This is a genomic window from Eubacterium album (assembly GCF_025336545.1).
GTDB classification, from domain to species: domain Bacteria; phylum Bacillota; class Clostridia; order Lachnospirales; family Lachnospiraceae; genus Eubacterium_U; species Eubacterium_U album.
Genome location: NZ_JAODBU010000007.1, coordinates 126,455 through 144,594 on the forward strand (window position 1 = coordinate 126,455; position 18,140 = coordinate 144,594).

Consider the following 18,140-nt stretch of genomic DNA (forward strand, 5'->3'; position numbering starts at 1 on the left):
AGCTGTCGCTTTGAACCGACGGCGTCAAATGCATTTTATTTAAATATGCCATCCGTCTCAACTTAGATTTAGTGTATTTTTAAAAATTTTATGGGAGTATTTTAATGAGTGAATATAAAATAGTTGCAAAACCGGGAGTTGGTGAGTTTGTAGATAAAAAATCCAGGTTTATAGCGCATGTATATGCAATAGATTCGGAAGAGCAGGCTCAAGGATATATAGAAGAATTAAAGAAAAAATACTGGGATGCAAGACATAATTGTTACGGATATGTAATTGGTAAAAATAATGAAACACAGAGGTTCTCAGATGATGGGGAACCAAGTGGTACAGCTGGAAAACCAATACTGGAAGTTATAAAAGGAAATGATATTCATAATGTTTTAATTGTTGTAACAAGATATTTCGGAGGAACTTTGCTTGGAACGGGTGGTTTAATAAGAGCTTATACAAAATCTTCTCAGGATGGAATTGAAAATGCTTCTATTGTATGCAAAATTCAGGGAATAAGAACAAAAATAGAAACTGATTACAATGGCATTGGAAAGATTCAATATATTGCTGCAAGCATGGGAATAAAAAACATAGATACAATTTACACTGAAAAAGTCATAATTGATATCACGGTTAAGAAGGAAGATTATGACGGATTTGAAAAGAAAGTTGTAGAAGCGACAAATGGAAAAGCAGTATTTGGAGAAAAAGAAGAAGCGGAATTTGTTGTGGAATAATAATAGACAGAATAATAATAGGCAGATGTAAAAATTATTGAAAACGATGTTTCTATGTGGTAAAATGAACATTTGTGATACAATAAACAAAGATTTATTTAAGTAGGAAAGAGAAAAAATGATTAGAGAAGATGTAAGAAACATAGCTATTATAGCTCACGTTGACCACGGTAAAACAACTTTAGTAGATGAATTGTTAAAGCAGAGTGGTGTTTTTAGAGAAAATCAGGAAGTAGCAGAAAGAGTAATGGACTCAAATGATATTGAAAGAGAGAGAGGTATTACAATTCTTTCAAAAAATACTGCCGTAACATATAAGGATACAAAAATTAATATTATTGATACACCGGGACATGCTGACTTTGGTGGAGAAGTAGAACGTGTACTTAAGATGGTAAACGGTGTTGTTCTTGTTGTAGATGCATTTGAAGGCGCAATGCCACAGACAAGATTTGTTCTTCAGAAAGCGTTAGAACTTCAGCTTCCTGTTATCGTATGTATAAATAAGATTGACAGACCAGAAGCAAGACCTTTAGAAGTAATAGATGAAGTATTAGAATTATTTATAGAATTAGATGCAAATGAAGAACAGTTAGACTGCCCATTTGTATTTGCTTCAGCAAAACAGGGATTTGCAACATTAGATTTAGATAAGCAGACAACAGATATGAAAGACTTATTTGATACTATCGTTGATTATATTCCTGCACCACAGGGCGATCCTGATGCAGATACACAGGTATTAATCAGCACAATTGATTACAATGAATATGTTGGTAGAATCGGTGTTGGTAAGATTGATAACGGTACTTTAAAGATTAATCAGGATGTAGCTTTAGTCAACCATCATGAACCGGACAAAATGGAAAAGGTTAAGATTACAAAGTTATATGAATTTGACGGATTAAATAAAGTAGAAGTTAAGGAAGCAACAGTAGGTTCAATTGTTGCTATAGCTGGAATTACAGACCTTCATATCGGAGATACACTTTGCTCATTGGATAATCCTGTAGCAATTCCTTTCCAGAAGATTTCAGAACCTACAATTTCTATGCATTTTATGGTAAATGATAGTCCACTTGCAGGTCAGGAAGGTAAATTTGTTACTTCAAGACATTTAAGAGACAGATTGTTTAGAGAATTAAATACAGACGTAAGTCTAAGAGTAGAAGAAACAGAATCAACAGACTCTTTCAAAGTATCGGGAAGAGGAGAACTTCATCTTTCAGTATTAATCGAAAATATGAGAAGAGAAGGATATGAATTTGCAGTAAGTAAAGCTGAAGTTATTTATAAAGAAGATGAAAGAGGTAAGAAATTAGAGCCTATGGAAATCTGCTATATTGATGTGCCTGAAGAATTTGCAGGAACAATCATTCAGAGATTAAGTGACCGTAAAGGCGAACTTCAGGGGATGGCTCCAACAAATGGTGGCTATACAAGATTGGAATTTTCAATTCCTTCAAGAGGATTAATTGGTTACAGAGGTCAGTTTATGACTGATACAAAAGGTAACGGAATTATGAATACAGTATTTGACGGATATGGTCCATACAAGGGAGATGTTCAGTATAGAAAACAAGGCTCATTAATTGCATTTGAAGCAGGTGAAGCTATTACTTATGGATTATTCAACGCTCAGGAAAGAGGAACATTATTTATCGGACCTGGTGAAAAAGTTTATGCAGGTATGATAGTTGGTCAAACAGGAAAAGCAGAAGATATCGAAGTTAACGTATGTAAGACAAAACATTTGTCAAATACAAGAACATCAAGTTCAGATGAAGCTTTAAGACTTGTACCAAAGAAAGTATTAAGCTTAGAGCAGTCACTTGAATATATTGATACTGATGAACTTTTAGAGATTACACCTGAAAGTCTTAGAATTAGAAAGAAAATTCTTGACCCAACAATGAGAAAGAGAGCGCAAAGAAATAAATAAAATTATAATTTGCAAATCAATAAGAAACGATTACCTATGATTTATGTCATGAGTAATCGTTTTATTATTTTTGTGAAAATAAAGTGAAAGGCATAGTTTGGCTTCAGTTTATTAATTTTGAAGAAATCACGCTATGAAACAGAAATAAAATTAAAAAGTAGAAACAGAAATAAAATTAAAAAAGTAGTTGATTTTTATTTGGAAATATAATAAAATCAATTTGGCTATAAATGATTTGTAACATTACACGATATTAAGTGTAAAGGGGTACAAACCAATGAATTATGAGAATTTTGTTAAGAAAATTCACGGGGAATTTGAAATGCTTGCTGAAAGAAAAGGTCTTTCAGGCAGAGTTGTTATTAGGGACATAGTAAAGAATAACAATGTACATCTAAAATCTATAAGTGTTGTTAATGATGAAAATCGGGCAACGCCAACAATCTATTTGGAATCTTACTATGAAGAATTTTGTCAGGGAAAGGATATTTCGGATATAGCGAATGAGATATTTGAAATGTATATTATGAATTCCTGTGGACTAAATTTTAGTATGGAAGATTTTATGAACTATTCCTATATAAAGAATAAAATAGCATATAAAGTAATTAATTACGATATGAACAGAGAGATGCTTAAGACTGTTCCACATTTACATATTTTAGATTTGGCAATTGTGTATAATATTGTGATAGAAGAAGATGCGTATAATTCAGCTACTGCGATGATTAAGAAAGAACATTTAGATATGTGGCAAGTCAGCAAAAAAGAAATTGAAGAAGTAGCGTTAACTAATACACCTGAATTAATGCCTCCGGTTATAATGAGAATGGAAGATTTACTTGCTGAGATGATTATTAATGATATTTCGATGCAATGGGATGATGAGGATGAACAGGAACAATGGGATTTTGTTAAAGAAGATTGTGCTTATGGTGGACATCCGAAAGAAAAAGTGTCAGAATATGTACGTGAAGAAATTGAAAAAATGAAATATGATGATAAGATTGATATGTATGTTCTGACAAATGAAAAAAGAATTAATGGTGCAGGAACGATGTTTTATGATGGATTACTTAAGAAGTTTGCGGATAAAATAGAAAAAGATTTAATAATAATTCCAAGTTCTGTTCATGAAGTAATATTGATACCAAAAGATAATGAAATTTCAGATGAAGAAATAAATGAGATGATTGGTGAAGTTAATGAAAATGAATTAGAAACAGTTGAAATTTTATCAAATCATATGTATTTATACTGCAGAAGAGACGACAGAATATACATGTAAAATAAAAAAGGACAACAGTTAATTTGACAACGGTTGTCCTTTTTATGGTATAAAATAAATAAACTATCTATATTCTAAATTATCTAATTCACGCTGAAGTGCATACATATTATTTCTTGCTTCGTCAATTTTAGCTGTATATTGATTGAAAAATTCAACCTCTTCTTCATCTGGATCGCGCTGCTCGAGAATAGCCTGTACTATCGCAGACTGTGAACGTGAACGTTTAGATTCAAGTAGAGTGATTTCATCTTTACATTTTTTAATACCTTTACGTAATTTTGATTTCTTAAACATAGTCCATTCTCCTTTATAAATAGTTTACATTGTAAACTAAAATATTAATTAAATCCTAGCAAAACCTCTTTTTAAATTGTATCAAATTAAAAGGCATAATGCAATAAATATATGGCTCTTTGTCAAGAGTGGGGGTAAAAAGATTTTTGACACAGTTGTGAACTATTGTTCACAACTGTGTTTTCTCTTTTAAGCAGAAGTCATAAGGATTCTATTCCTAAAGTTCTCGAAATTTCTATATCCATAAGCATTTCGTTTAATTACTTTAATCTTATTGTTTGTTCCTTCCGTAAACCCATTTGAATATGAACAATCGAAAGAATTGAGTATGTATTTAGCCCAGTTGGATAACATTGTTAATGTCGCATTAAATTCTTCTAACTCGCTTGCCTGTGCTGCTAATATAAATTTCCTAAGTTTCTTATAAGCTTCATTTTTGTCTTTTGATTCCATAAAATCATAAAACTGCTCTTTTAAATAATAAGCCACAGCCAGATCATGAGATTGCGTGAGCATTACTTCTAAGGCCTGTTTGTTTTCGCTGTTAAGCATCCAATAATGAGATAACAGTATTCGCCGGCTTCTCTTAAAATACTTACGCTTTGAAGGATGCATATCCTTTTGAATACGTTTTCTTACATTTTCTAAAGCCCAGGTAATATATCTGACCACATGAAACCTGTCAATGACTATGTTTGCATTAGGAAAATAAGTTTCTGCAATGTCTCGATAAACATAGTTCATATCTATAATAAAATATCGTACATCTTTTCTGTTTTGAAATTCTAATAGATAATCCTTCAGTTTATATTGAGTTCTTGAAGGAAGAATATCAAATATTTTATGATTTTTCGGATCAGTTAGTATTGCCTGAAACTTCTCACCGCCTGCGTTACCTTTGAACTCATCAATGGATAAAACCTGTGGGAGAACAGAAGGTTTAGGATATTTAATATCTTCTATTCTTCTAAAAATGGTAGAAGGCGATATTCCAACCTGTTGGGCTACGGCGGAAACATTTTGCACCGCCTTAAGCATGTTTATTGCAAGAAAATTTAGTCTGGTTGTAATTCTGCAATGTTTAGGAAGTAAAGCAAAGTTTTCGTTAAAATGTTTGCCACAGCAATCACAGTGATATCTTCTTTTTGAGTAATGAAGATACGTGTTTTTACCCATTATTGGTGCATCTTTTATAATTGAAGGACGATAGTCATGAACTTTATTTGTCACTGCACCACAACATGGACAAACGTGATCACGACGTTCAATTTTAAAGTAAATATGCATTTCTTCTGGATATGATTCAACATTTGTTATAATTAAGTCTTTTATTTCTAGGATATTTGATATAAAATCATTGTTAGGCATAGGCAATCTCCTTTCGGTTATTTTGTGGTGAGTTAATTATAAAGGTTATAGGTTCCTGTGCCTACTTTTTTTACTTAAAACTTAAAAAGGTTCTAAACCTTACCCCCAAGTAAAGTTTAGAGCCTTTATTTTGCTTTTTATAACTGAAAATAGTGAAAAACAATGGAAAATTATCGAATTATGGATAATAATAATTGAGTTAAATGTGAATTTGTAAAAAACGCGCCTAACAGGAGTCGAACCTGCGTTACCGCCTCCGGAGGGCGGCGCTCTATCCACTAAGCTATAGGCGCATAAAAATATAATACAGGAATCTTAAGAAAATATCAAATATTTTTGTTGTATAATAAATAGTGTCGTATTGAATTTGGAGAAATAATTTGATATAGTTTAAGGAGGTTTTGTTTAAAATAATATAGAAATATTTAAATAAAATTATGTATTGGACAATGAGTATTGGAAAACGACAACAGGAAGTCGATAGAAATACAAAGATAATACAAGGAGCATTTAATAATGGGCTTTAAAAGTAATGGAATAAATGATTTTGATATAGAAGCATTAAAAAGAGAACAGGAAGAAAAGAAGAGATTAGCTAAGCTTGAAGAAGAAAGAGCAGCAGCTGAGAAGAAAAGACTTGAAGAAGAAGCTTTAAAACAGCAGGAATTACAGAAGCAGGAAGAACAGGCAATTTCTAATGACACAGAAGTTGTTGAACTTCAGGATACACCTGACGGATTAACAATGATGGGTGAAGATGGCAATGAAATTTCAATAGATAAAGAACAGAATGGTAATCCGGTAGATGTATCAACAGATATAACAGAAGATACAGTATCTGAATCACAGACATCAGATACAGTTATAAATGATACAGAAAGCGAAGATGAAATTAAGTCGGAAGAGGCTACGCTTGAAACGTTAGATAATGCATATTTAGATGAAGTGATGAAACAGCAGCCGGAGGAAGAAGAACCTCAGGATGAAGTAAGTAGATTGTTAAAGCAGATTTATGCTGATGAAGAAGCTGCCAAAAAGGCAAAGAAAGCCAAAGAGGAAAAAGAAGAAAAAGAAAAGAAACAAAAAGGAAAAAAGAAGAAAAAGAAAAAAAGTGCTAAGAATAATAAACAAAAAGCCGGATATAGTCATTCAATATATGGAGAAAATGATGATGATGACTACGATGATGACGATAAAGGTATTAGCCGATTTATTCCTGTAATAGGAATTGTTGTGGTAGTTATAGCGGTAATTGCACTTATAGCAGTTGGAATTAACGCAACAAATTATAAGAAAAATGACGAACCTGAAACAACATCATATGATCAGGCAAGCAATCCATTACAGGAAGATTCATATGAAGATATCTCTGATGTTGTAAAACTTTACTATCAGGCAAAGGCAGCAGGTGATGTTAATGCGTTAGCACAATATGTAGACAATATGGATGGTATTACTGAGGATAGCTTAGCAGAAGAATCATCTTATATAACAGGATATTCAGATATAACATGCTACACAAAGAATGGATTATATGCTAACACATATGTAGTATTTGTAAGATATTCATTACAGATTAAGAATATTGCAACTCCTGCACCTGGAATCTCTATACTATATGTAATCAGAGATGATGAAACGGGAAATATTTATATTCATAATGGAGTTACAGACAAAGAAGTTCTTGATTATATTAGTATGATTTCTCAGGATGATGATGTTGTAGCATTGTATACGGAAGTTAATAATTCATTAAATGATGCATTGAATGCAGATGGAGATTTAAAGAATTTCTACGATGCACTTGCAACTCAGAACAATGCAAATCAGAGTACAAATGATGGAGCAGCTCAGTAGCATTTGAAAATTAGAAACTTTAGAGATATATAAAGAGAGAACAAAATGAATAATATATGCTATATAGTTGGTGCCGGAGATAATACCGGCACCAATTTTACAAAAAAAGAAAATGATTATGTAATAGCAGTGGATGGCGGATATAAGATTGTTAAAAAATTAGGAATTAGTCCTGATTTGACATTAGGAGATTTTGATTCATTAGGTTATGTTCCTGATGAATTAAATATAAAGACTTTTCAAGTAGAAAAAGATTATACAGATACAATGATTGCCGTTATGGAAGCTATTAAGCTAGGATATACAGATATTAGAATTTACGGTGGTACAGGTGGAAGAGCTGACCATACATTTGCAAATATACAGACTTTGCTTTATGGTGCAAAAAAAGGTGCAGATATGCGTATGGTAGATAGCGATAGAGTTTACAACGTAATAAATGATTCTAAAATCATATTAAAAAATAGAATTTGCGTAAATCTGTCCATTTTTGCTTTAGGTGATAAAGCGGAAGGAGTTTCTATTTTAGGAGCAAAGTATGAACTTAAAGATGGAACTTTGACAAATGATTATCCACTTGCAGTAAGCAATACATTTGTGGGAAATGATGTAAGTATTGAAGTGAAAAAAGGTGCACTTTTAATTATTTATGACCGTTAAAATATTGGTGATAAGATAGATGTAGAAAAATGTAAATAGCGTTGGGAATAATCCCGGCGTTTTTCATTATAAAGGAACATGATATGGATAATAAAAAGAAAGAAGTAAAAGACGAACACGAATTAATAAGGTTAAATAAATTTTTAAGTGATGCAGGAGTATGTTCAAGAAGAGAAGGGGACAGACTTATTGAAGCAGGTAAAGTAGTTGTTAATGGTAAAGTCGCATTAATGGGACAAAAAGTGACTATAAATGACGATATTGTTGTAAATGGACAAAGGGTTTCAAGAGAAGACGAAAGAATACTTATAGCACTTAATAAGCCTGTTGGAATAGAATGTACAACAGATTTGAATAATAAAGATAATATTGTTGATTTTGTAAATTATTCAAAGCGAATTTATCCTGTGGGACGTTTGGATAAAAATTCACAGGGATTAATATTAATGACAAATGACGGCTCGTTAGTTAATAGCATTTTAAAAGCGTCTAATGGACATGAAAAAGAATATCACGTGTGGACAGATAAGCAGATAACAGATGAATTCGTTGAAAAGATGAGTAGTGGAGTTGAAATATTAGATACGGTTACAAGACCTTGTAAAGTAGTCAGATTAAAGAAAAATATGTTTTCAATAGTTCTTACACAAGGGCTTAACAGACAGATTAGAAGAATGTGTGAGGCATTAGGTTATAGGGTTGTAAAATTAAAGCGCATCCGTATAATGAACATCGAGTTAGGAAATCTTCCAATTGGAAGTTATAGAGATGTGACAAAAGAAGAATTTGAAACAATGGCAGAAAGTTTTAGAAAATAAAAATTATAAATAATTTTGAAAGGTAAATAAAATGGCGCAGTTAGATAGAATAAAGGAGTTAGTTGAGCTTTTAAACGAAGCTTCAAAGGCATATTATCAGGAGAGCAGAGAAATTATGCCTAATATTGAATATGACAGGTTATACGATGAATTAGTAGAACTTGAAAAGGAAACAGGCATTGTATTGGCAAATAGCCCTACTGTAAATGTAGGTTACGAGGTTATTAGTGAATTACAAAAAGAAACACATGAAAGTCCTATGTTATCTCTTGATAAGACAAAGGATGTAGCAACACTTGCTTCATTTGCAGGAGAAAGAAAAGCACTTTTGTCATGGAAACTAGATGGACTTACTGTAGTTTTAACATACAATAACGGAACTCTTGAAAAGGCAGTTACAAGAGGAAATGGTATTGTAGGAGAAGTAATTACAAATAATGCTAAAACATTTAAAAATATTCCAATTAATATTTCATATAAGGGACAGCTTGTGCTAAGAGGAGAAGCGGTAATTAAGTATTCGGATTTTAAAAAAATAAATGCCACAATAGAGGATGCGGATGCAAAATATAAAAATCCCAGAAATTTATGCTCGGGCTCAGTACGTCAGCTTAACAATGAGATAACTGCAAAAAGAAATGTAAACTTTTTTGCATTTGCCCTGATTAGTGCTCCGGGAGTAGATTTTGGAAATTCTATGGCAAATCAGATGAAATGGCTTGAAGAACAGGGATTTCAGGTTGTAGAACATAAAGAGGTAACTGAAGCAAATATGCAGCAGGCTGTAGAATATTTTGCAGAAAAAATAAAGACATTTGATGTTCCATCAGATGGACTTGTATTAATGTATGATGATTTAGCTTATGGAGCATCTCTTGGCTCGACAGCAAAATTTCCTAGAAATGGAATAGCATTCAAATGGGCAGATGAGCAGGCCGAAACAAAATTAAAATACATTGAATGGAGTGCAAGCAGAACAGGTCTTATAAATCCTGTGGCTGTGTTTGAACCTGTTGAACTTGAAGGGACAACTGTTAGCAGGGCAAGTGTTCATAATGTAAGTATTATGGAAGAACTTGAACTTGGTGTGGGTGATAGTATTTTAGTTTATAAAGCAAATATGATTATCCCGCAGATTGCAGAAAATCTTACAAAAAGTGGAAATGTAGAAATTCCTGACAAATGTCCTGTATGTATGGGCAATACAATAATAAAGAATGAAAACGGAATTAAGACTTTGTATTGTGACAATCCTAAATGCCCTGCAAAACATGTTAAGGCATTTTCTCATTTTGTATCAAGAGATGCAATGAATATAGAAGGACTATCAGAAGAAACTTTGGAAAAATTTATAGATGAAGGTTATATTAAAGAATTTGCTGACATTTTCCACTTAGACAGATTTAAAGAGGAAATAGTAAATAAAAAAGGATTTGGTGAAAAATCATATAATAATATAACAGCAGCAGTTGAAAAATCCAGAAGAGTAACTCTTCCTTCGTTTATCTATAGTCTTGGAATTGCTAATATAGGAATTTCAAATGCAAAGATGATTTGTAAGCAGTTAGATTCTATCGACAAAATCAGAAATGCAACAGTTGAAGAACTTGTGGCTATTGATAGAGTTGGAGAGATTATGGCAAAGAAGTTTGTTGAATATTTTGCAGATGAAGAAAACAATAGAAAGCTTAATAATTTATTATTAGAGGTTGAACTTTATATTGAGCAAAGCAATGATGAACAGGTACTTGAAGGAAAAACGTTTGTTATAACAGGAACTGTAAATGAATTTGCAAATAGAAATGAACTTAAAAAGTTTATTGAAGATAGAGGGGGAAAAGTAACAGGTAGTGTTACAGGAAAGACAAATTATTTGATTAATAATGATATAAATTCAAATTCATCAAAAAATAAAAAGGCAAAGGAACTTGGTGTTGAAATAATAGATGAACAGGGATTTATGAAATTAGTGGCACAGAATTAATTCTAAAGGGATTTTATGATTGGGTAGGATTGTGGGAGTGTATGGCACGGAACAATCCGTAGGCATCAAAGTTGAGGCTTTTGACTTCAATCTCATTTTATAAAAATATAAAGCAACAGAAAATTGGAAAAGTTAAACAAAAAACTTTTTTAATTTCCTGTTGCTTTTTTGATTATAAGTGTTATAATGATTTGGTAATTTGAAAATAAAGTTATAATACATATAACTAAAAGGTAATAACTTAATGTGAGAAGGAGAAAAAAATGAGAAAAAAGGTTATAGCATTAGCTATGATAGCTGCAATGGTAGTATCATTAACAGCTTGTGGAGGAAAGAACAACGATAAGCAGGGAAAGGATAGTACTGAATCTTTAAAAGTTGCATATCAGTCAGGAATTGCATATGCACCAATTTTAGTAATGAAGGATCAGAAACTTATTGAAAAGAATTATGATGGAAATGTTGATATTGATTGGCAGTTGCTTTCGGGTGGAGCAGCAATCAGCGAAGGATTAACTTCTAATACAGTTGATGTAGGAGCAATAGGAACAGGAGTTGCAATTACAGGGGCTAAAGCAGGAGCACCCTATAAGATTTTTGCAGGAATGTCATCACAGCCTTATAGAATATCAACAAATAAAGAAGAAATTAAGACTTTAAAGGATATAACAAAGGAAGACCAGATAGCAATTACAGGAATAAATAGCCAGCCACATATAGTTTTGGCAATGGCAGCTAAGGCTTATCTTGGAGATGCTCATGCATTGGATGCTAACCTTGTAGCACAGCCAAATGCAGACGGATATACATCATTAGTAAGTGGTGCAGTTCAGTGTCACATGATAATGTCACCGTATTGCTTTATGGAACAAAACAAAGAGGGAATTGATCAGATTGAGGTTGATGAAAGTGTATGGCCTGTAGGAGATACAACTATTGTAGGTGTTGCAACAGAAAAATTAAAAGAAGAAAGACCAAAGTTATATGAAGCAGTTTGTAAGGCAATGGATGAAGCAATTGAATTTATAAATGATAATCCTGAAAAAACAGCAGATATTTTAAAAGATTATTACGATGCATCGCAGGAAGAAATTGTATCTTGGTTAACTGATGATGCGTCAGTATTTTCAACAAAGCTTCAGGGCGTTATGAAGTTATCTGACTTTATGGTAGAAGAAGATTTCCTCGATAAAGGACCTGAAAGCATAAGTGAAATAGCATTTGATAATGTGGAAGGAAATTAAATTGTTTAAATAACAAAGTTGAATAAGACTAGCCTGTTTAAATATTTTAGCTTGTTATTAAAAATAGTTGAAAAATCAAAAATAAGTAACACAAAAGAGAAAATTAAACATTTTACAAAATGAAACATAAAGGAGCATGGAAATGAAGAAAAAAATTGTGGCATTGATTATGTCAATGATATTGGCAGTAACATTTACAGCGTGTGGAAGCAGTTCAGACAATACAGAAAGTAAGAAAGATAACGGTAAAGAAAAAATCACAATAGCATATCAGTCAAGTATTGCATACGCACCGATACTGGTAATGATGAATCAAAAACTTATTGAGAAACATTATGACGGAGAAGTGAATATTGACTGGCAGATGCTTGCAAATGGTGCAGCTATTAATGAAGGTTTAACATCAGGCTCAGTTGATATTGGTTGCATGGGAGCAGCTCCTGCGATTACAGGTATTAAAGCAGGAATTCCGGGAAAGATTTTTGCGGGAATTTCATCACAGCCATATGGTATTTTAACAAATCAGGATGATATAAATTCATTAAAAGATATTACAGCTCAGGATCAGATAGCAATTACAGGATTGAACAGTCATCCACATATTTTGTTAGCAATGGCGGCTAAGGCATATCTTGGAGATGCACATGCACTAGACGGAAAACTTACGGTTTTATCAAATGCAGATGGATATACATCATTATTAAGTGGTGCAGTCCAATGTCACATGGTAATTTCTCCATATAATTTTATGGAAGAAGCAGCGGATAATGTTCATAAAATTAAAATAGGTGAAGATGTATGGCCTAATGGAAATACATTTATTGTAGGTGTTGCTTCAAATAAGTTAAAAGAAAATAAACCTGAATTATATCAGGCAGTTTGTGATGCAATGGAAGAAGCAATGGAATACATTAATGAAAATCCACAGGAAACAGCTGAAATATTGTCAGATGGATATGATGCAACAGCAGATGAAATTCTTTCATGGATGAATGATCCGGCTTCAAGTTATACAACACAACTTCAGGGAATTATGGATTTAGCAGACTTTATGGTAGAAGCAGGATTTCTTGAAAATGGTCCAAAAGATATAAGTGAAATTGCATTTGACAATGTAAAAGGAAATTAATATTAATAAAAGAAACTAATAATGAGTAGAAAAATTTAGTAACCATATAAATAAAAATACTGCTAAGTGGTGTGAATACGACTTAGTAGTATTTTTGTGTGAATAAATGGGAAAACCGTATATGGATAAAAGCATAAGAAAGTAGAAAGGAACAGGAAAAACAGTGAAGAAAAATACAAAGAGATTAATTGCACAGTTAGTATTTATAGTTGCAGTTTTTACAGTGTGGGAATTGTATTACTATAACGTGATTGAACCAAGTGGTAAGACACTTTTATTCCCTGAACTTAGAAGTGTGGGTAAAGCATTTATGAATGCGTTTACGGTAAATGGGTTTGGAGCCATGGTTGCACATTCAATGCAGCTTATGTTAAAAGGTCTTTTAATAGGTGTAATATTGGCACTTATTTTTTCAAGTTTAGCAGTTGTAAGTGATACATTTTATGCTATTTACAATATGATTGTATCAATGTTTGACCTGATTCCGGGTATTGCGTTGACACCAATTGCAATTCTTTGGTTAGGAATTGGAGATGCATCAATTATATTTATCGTAATTCATTCAGTTGTATGGCCGATGTCAAGAAGTATTATAGATGGCTTTAATGCAGTTCCTAAATTATATTTGGAAGTAGGAGAAAACATTGGACTTAGTCCTGTAAGATTAGTATTTGGTGTATTTTTGCCGGCAGCTCTTTCGAGGATTTTCTCGGGTATAAAAATGGGATGGGCAAGAGCATGGAGAGGTTTAATAAGTGCAGAAATGCTTTTTGGAAGTGGCGGTTCAAAAGGAATTGGTTACTACATTACAGATAGAAGAACAAATATGGATATTGCCGGAGTATTTGCAACAATTTTAGTTATCATTTTAATTGGTTTAGTTGTTGAATACGGAGTATTTAGAACTATTGAGAATCACACATTTAAGAAATGGGGGATGTCAAGATAATGGATAAGAATATTTTAAAAATCAGAAATTTGGTAAAACAGTACGATAATTCACAAAATGTAATTTTAAAAGGAATTGATTTAGATTTAAATGAAGAGGATTTCTTATGTATATTAGGACCGTCAGGATGCGGAAAATCAACAATGATTAGATGCATAGCGGGATTTGAAGGATACGAAGGAACGATTGAAGTTAGCGGAGAAAAAGTTACAAAACCGGGACCTGACAGAATTATGGTTTTTCAGGATTTTAATCAGTTATTTCCGTGGAAAACAGTTTTAGGAAATATAACATACCCACTTAAAGTAGGTGGAATGAAGGATAAGGAAGAAAGAAAAAAGAGAGCTGAAAAGTATTTAGATAAAGTTAATTTGTTACAGTATAAAGACTATTATCCACACCAGTTAAGTGGTGGTATGAAACAGCGTGTAGCAATTGCAAAAGGACTTGCGTTAGGTTCTAAGATTATATTAATGGATGAACCATTTGCAAGCTTAGATGCCATGACAAGAAATAAAATGCAGTCGGAATTACTTCATATTAAAGAAAAGGAAAAAATGACTGTAATTTTTATCACACATAATATTCAGGAGGCAATTTCTCTTGGAAACAAAATTATGGTTATGTCTAAAAATGGAACAATTAAGGAAAAAATGGATAATCCGATTTCTAAACCTGTAACACCTGCAAGCGAAGGATACGGAGAATTGTGGGAGCATTTGAATAATGCATTAACAGAGGAAAATAAAGAAAAATGATCAGAATCAATATGAGGAGAAAGCAATAATGAATAATGAAGTAGCATCAATTTTAGAAGCAATAAAGATACATGCGAAAGAAACTCCTGATAAATTATGTGCCGGGGATAAGAAAAAATCAGCAACCTACAGCGAATTTTGGGATATGATTCAAAGGGCAGCGACATATTTGAAAAATAGTGGAGTAAGAAAGGATTCCATCGTCGTAATAAGAGGAGTTCAGAAGGTGGAATATCTTGTGGCAGCACTTGGAATACAGTTAGCAGGAGCTGCATATCTTCCTCTTGAAAAAGCAGTAAAAGATGATAGAATTCTTGAAATTATGAAGTTTGTTGAGGCAGATGTTTATGTGGCAGAAAAACCTGTGAATAATGAAAATGTGAAAAATATAAGCTTAAAAGAATTGCTTAAAATTGTGACGGATAAGACAAGCCCAATAGAAACATTTGAAATGCCTAAGTCGAATCAGTTGGCCGAGATTTTATTTACAACAGGTACAACAGGAAAATCAAAAGGAATAGAAGTTACATTTAAGACAGATATTGCTATTGCACAAAATGTTATAGACAGCGTTGAAATGGGCAAAGATGAGGTGGAATTGCTTTCAACTCCGATTAATCATTCTTTAGCAATTAGAAGATTTTATGGAGCAATGTACAATGGAAGTACAGCCATTTTGACAGATGGTTTTGTATTTGTGGAAGATTTCTTTAAGCTGCTTGATAATTATAAAATTACAGCTATTACATTTGTTCCTGCAATATTAGATATGGTTTTAAAATTTGCAAAAGATAGATTTGCAACATATGACAGTCAGTTTAATTATATTCAAATGGGTTCAGCACCATTGTCAGAAGCAGATAAGGAATTATTAACTAAGATGTTTCCTACTGTAAGACTTTACAACACATATGGTGCTACAGAATCAGGGTGTACAGTAATCCTTGAATTTAATAAATATGCTGATAAGAAAAACTGTATCGGAAGAACTACAGTTAATACTACAATTTTCTTTGTGGATGAAAATAGAAACGAGATTGAAGCATCATTTAAAAATCCGGGATACATGGCATTTAAAGGTGACATGAATATGCGTGGATATTACAAAGAACCTGAAATTACAAAAGAGGCATTGGAGAATGGAAATATTTATACAAATGATTTAGGATATGTTGGAGATGATGGACTCGTATATCTTCTTGGCAGAAAAGGAGATGTTATTAACATGGGTGGACTAAAGATTGCTCCTACGGAAATAGAAGAAGTTGTTGTAACGCATGAAAAAATCAAAGATTGCGCATGTATTCCTATTAAAGATGAAATTACAGGTGAAGCACCAAAACTTTTTGTCGTAATGAATGAAGGATGCGAATTTGATCAGAAAGAAATTGCAAAATTTATGCTAAATAAGCTTGAAGCGTTTAAAGTACCAAAGGTTTTTGAAGTTATAGATGAAATACCAAGAACTTTTAATGGAAAAATTATAAGAAAAAAATTAAAAGAATTGAATAAGTAACAAATATGTGATAGATATATATGTATATAAAAAATTGCCATGAGGAGGAAGATGAAATGAGAGATGAAGTTATTGAAATTTTAGCAATGATTAATCCAGCAATTGACGCTGAAGATGAAGACCTAAATATTGCAGAAGATCTTGACTCTATGGATATCATCGCATTAATTGCTGAACTTGAAGATAAGTTTGATATCGAAATCACAATGGAAGAAAAGACAGAAGAAAACTTCCAGAATGTAGATACTTTAGTTGAAATGATTAAGCGTTTACAGTAATTTAAAATAACAAAATAGGAAAAAGGAAAACAAAAAGAGCCAAGCGAATTATTTTTATGAAAAATAAAAATAATTGAACTTGGCTTGTTTAATATAAAGAGGAAAAAAGATGGCAATTATTGATTATAATTTTATGTCTCAATCACTAATGCATCCCACAACAGTCAAACTAGTTATGCCTTGTAATAATAAGCCTGAATATGTAATGATTTTTTTGCATGGAGTGTTAAGTGATGCTAATAATTGTGTTAGTAATATGGATGTGCAGGGAATGGCTGATAGATATAAAGTAGCATTTATAATTCCAAGCTGCGGAAACAGTTTTTACATAGATCATGGAGTAGCATTTGGAAATTATGGAAAATTTGTAGGCACAGAACTTCTTGAGAGAATGAGAAAGCAATTCAGTCTTCCAATGGACAGGGAACACACCATTATTGCAGGATTCTCAATGGGAGGATATGGTGCAATAAGAAACGGTGCAAAATATTGTGATACATTTGGCACCGTAATAGGTTTATCTTCGGCATGCCTATATGAAAAATCAGTCAATGAACTTAATAAAGGAAAATTTGGTTATTACAAATTACAAATGTTTGATAAGGTCTTTAAGGAAAAATCAGTTCCGGGTAATTTTAGTGAAAATTACAAATATGTAATTGAAGAGAAATTAAAGAAAGGCAAAAAATTACCTTTCTTTTACATTTCATGTGGCAGGGAAGAAGAACTTAGACAGATTAACACTGAATTTGTTAATTATTTAAAAGAATTACATGTAAAATGTTATTACAATTTATCTCACGGCGAACATAATTGGCAATTGTGGTCTAGGGAAATAGATAAGGCTCTTATGTATGTTACCGGTGGTGAAGGTGAAAATAGTTTTGTGGGTAAAGGTGTATAAAAATAATGAAAAAAATTGAAATTAGGAAAATGACATATACAGAAAAAAGGTATTGGGACTAAATGAAAATTGCTGTAATGACGATGAATTAAATTTGTGTCTCGTAAAGGAATTATAATTTGTATAATTGTATTGCAGAAATTAGTCATGCAGTAATATTAAATATAATCAATATATCTATACAGAAAAATCAAAATAAAATATTAAATAAAATCAAGGATGTTTTAGAACAAACATAGAGTTAAAGGGCTTTTGACAAAATTATAAAAATAAATTTAGTCTTATGAGTATTCAAATGTTGACATTGAAATAATTTGTGAGTAAAATTTATCTTATGGGTCGAGTAAAGTATATACGAGACTAAATAAAGTGCAATAGCAATCAGAGATAACTTGCCTTTTGCAGGGCACCAATCCT

General features: G+C 32.2%; 16 protein-coding genes and 1 tRNA gene. 14 read left to right on the top strand and 3 right to left on the bottom strand.

All coding sequences use genetic code 11. The features are described 5' to 3' along the window. Window positions 1–104: 104 nt before the first annotated feature. From N5B56_RS08170 to N5B56_RS08180, 3 genes are all read left to right on the top strand, one after another. A complete protein-coding gene (locus N5B56_RS08170) occupies window positions 105–731 on the top strand; it encodes a YigZ family protein (protein ID WP_260978711.1) in 627 nt (208 codons plus the stop codon). Between the two features lie 118 nt (window positions 732–849). Further along, on the top strand, window positions 850–2,673 hold the full coding sequence (gene typA / locus N5B56_RS08175) for a translational GTPase TypA (protein WP_117909659.1): 1,824 nt from the start codon (window positions 850–852) through the stop codon (window positions 2,671–2,673). 277 nt (window positions 2,674–2,950) lie between these two features. Next, the gene (locus N5B56_RS08180; RefSeq protein ID WP_260978712.1) at window positions 2,951–3,961 is read left to right on the top strand and encodes a DUF5688 family protein; all 1,011 of its coding nucleotides are present in this window, start codon (window positions 2,951–2,953) and stop codon (window positions 3,959–3,961) included. A 63-nt stretch (window positions 3,962–4,024) separates the two neighbouring features. On the opposite strand, the gene N5B56_RS08185 is transcribed toward N5B56_RS08180, so the two are convergent. From N5B56_RS08185 to N5B56_RS08195, 3 genes are all read right to left on the bottom strand, one after another. Beyond that, the gene (locus N5B56_RS08185; protein ID WP_117909655.1) at window positions 4,025–4,258 is read right to left on the bottom strand and encodes a hypothetical protein; all 234 of its coding nucleotides are present in this window, start codon (window positions 4,256–4,258) and stop codon (window positions 4,025–4,027) included. A 189-nt stretch (window positions 4,259–4,447) separates the two neighbouring features. Further along, complete coding sequence (locus N5B56_RS08190) at window positions 4,448–5,626, bottom strand: ISL3 family transposase (protein ID WP_260978713.1); 1,179 nt, start codon at window positions 5,624–5,626, stop codon at window positions 4,448–4,450. 221 nt (window positions 5,627–5,847) lie between these two features. After that, a tRNA-Arg gene (locus N5B56_RS08195) sits at window positions 5,848–5,919 on the bottom strand. A gap of 223 nt (window positions 5,920–6,142) precedes the next feature. Here N5B56_RS08195 and N5B56_RS08200 point away from each other — a divergent pair. The 11 genes from N5B56_RS08200 to N5B56_RS08250 all read left to right on the top strand — a co-directional run bounded on the left by N5B56_RS08200 (window position 6,143) and on the right by N5B56_RS08250 (window position 17,723). Beyond that, a complete protein-coding gene (locus N5B56_RS08200) occupies window positions 6,143–7,483 on the top strand; it encodes a hypothetical protein (protein WP_117909651.1) in 1,341 nt (446 codons plus the stop codon). Window positions 7,484–7,528: 45 nt separating this feature from the next. Further along, window positions 7,529–8,143 carry a thiamine diphosphokinase gene (locus tag N5B56_RS08205; protein ID WP_117909650.1) on the top strand — a complete coding sequence of 205 codons (615 nt, stop codon included), beginning with the start codon at window positions 7,529–7,531 and terminating at the stop codon, window positions 8,141–8,143. 83 nt (window positions 8,144–8,226) lie between these two features. After that, window positions 8,227–8,961 (top strand): pseudouridine synthase, encoded by a 735-nt coding sequence (locus N5B56_RS08210; protein ID WP_117909648.1) that lies wholly within the window; start codon window positions 8,227–8,229, stop codon window positions 8,959–8,961. A gap of 31 nt (window positions 8,962–8,992) precedes the next feature. After that, window positions 8,993–10,945: an NAD-dependent DNA ligase LigA gene (ligA, locus tag N5B56_RS08215; RefSeq protein WP_117909646.1), complete on the top strand. Its 1,953-nt coding sequence runs from the start codon at window positions 8,993–8,995 to the stop codon at window positions 10,943–10,945. 263 nt (window positions 10,946–11,208) lie between these two features. Continuing rightward, window positions 11,209–12,189, top strand: coding sequence for an ABC transporter substrate-binding protein (locus N5B56_RS08220; protein WP_260978714.1), 981 nt, complete (start codon window positions 11,209–11,211; stop codon window positions 12,187–12,189). Between the two features lie 142 nt (window positions 12,190–12,331). Next, window positions 12,332–13,318, top strand: a complete 987-nt coding sequence (locus N5B56_RS08225) for an ABC transporter substrate-binding protein (protein WP_260978715.1) — start codon at window positions 12,332–12,334, stop codon at window positions 13,316–13,318. 163 nt (window positions 13,319–13,481) lie between these two features. After that, complete coding sequence (locus N5B56_RS08230; RefSeq protein WP_243053242.1) at window positions 13,482–14,267, top strand: ABC transporter permease; 786 nt, start codon at window positions 13,482–13,484, stop codon at window positions 14,265–14,267. Further along, the gene (locus N5B56_RS08235) at window positions 14,267–15,025 is read left to right on the top strand and encodes an ABC transporter ATP-binding protein (protein WP_117909641.1); all 759 of its coding nucleotides are present in this window, start codon (window positions 14,267–14,269) and stop codon (window positions 15,023–15,025) included. The genes N5B56_RS08230 and N5B56_RS08235 overlap by 1 nt, the downstream gene beginning before the upstream one ends. A gap of 28 nt (window positions 15,026–15,053) precedes the next feature. Next, window positions 15,054–16,541 carry a class I adenylate-forming enzyme family protein gene (locus tag N5B56_RS08240; protein ID WP_118565454.1) on the top strand — a complete coding sequence of 496 codons (1,488 nt, stop codon included), beginning with the start codon at window positions 15,054–15,056 and terminating at the stop codon, window positions 16,539–16,541. Between the two features lie 56 nt (window positions 16,542–16,597). Continuing rightward, the gene (locus N5B56_RS08245; RefSeq protein WP_022087867.1) at window positions 16,598–16,819 is read left to right on the top strand and encodes a phosphopantetheine-binding protein; all 222 of its coding nucleotides are present in this window, start codon (window positions 16,598–16,600) and stop codon (window positions 16,817–16,819) included. A 109-nt stretch (window positions 16,820–16,928) separates the two neighbouring features. Beyond that, on the top strand, window positions 16,929–17,723 hold the full coding sequence (locus N5B56_RS08250; protein ID WP_022087868.1) for an alpha/beta hydrolase: 795 nt from the start codon (window positions 16,929–16,931) through the stop codon (window positions 17,721–17,723). The last annotated feature ends 417 nt before the right edge of the window (window positions 17,724–18,140 follow it).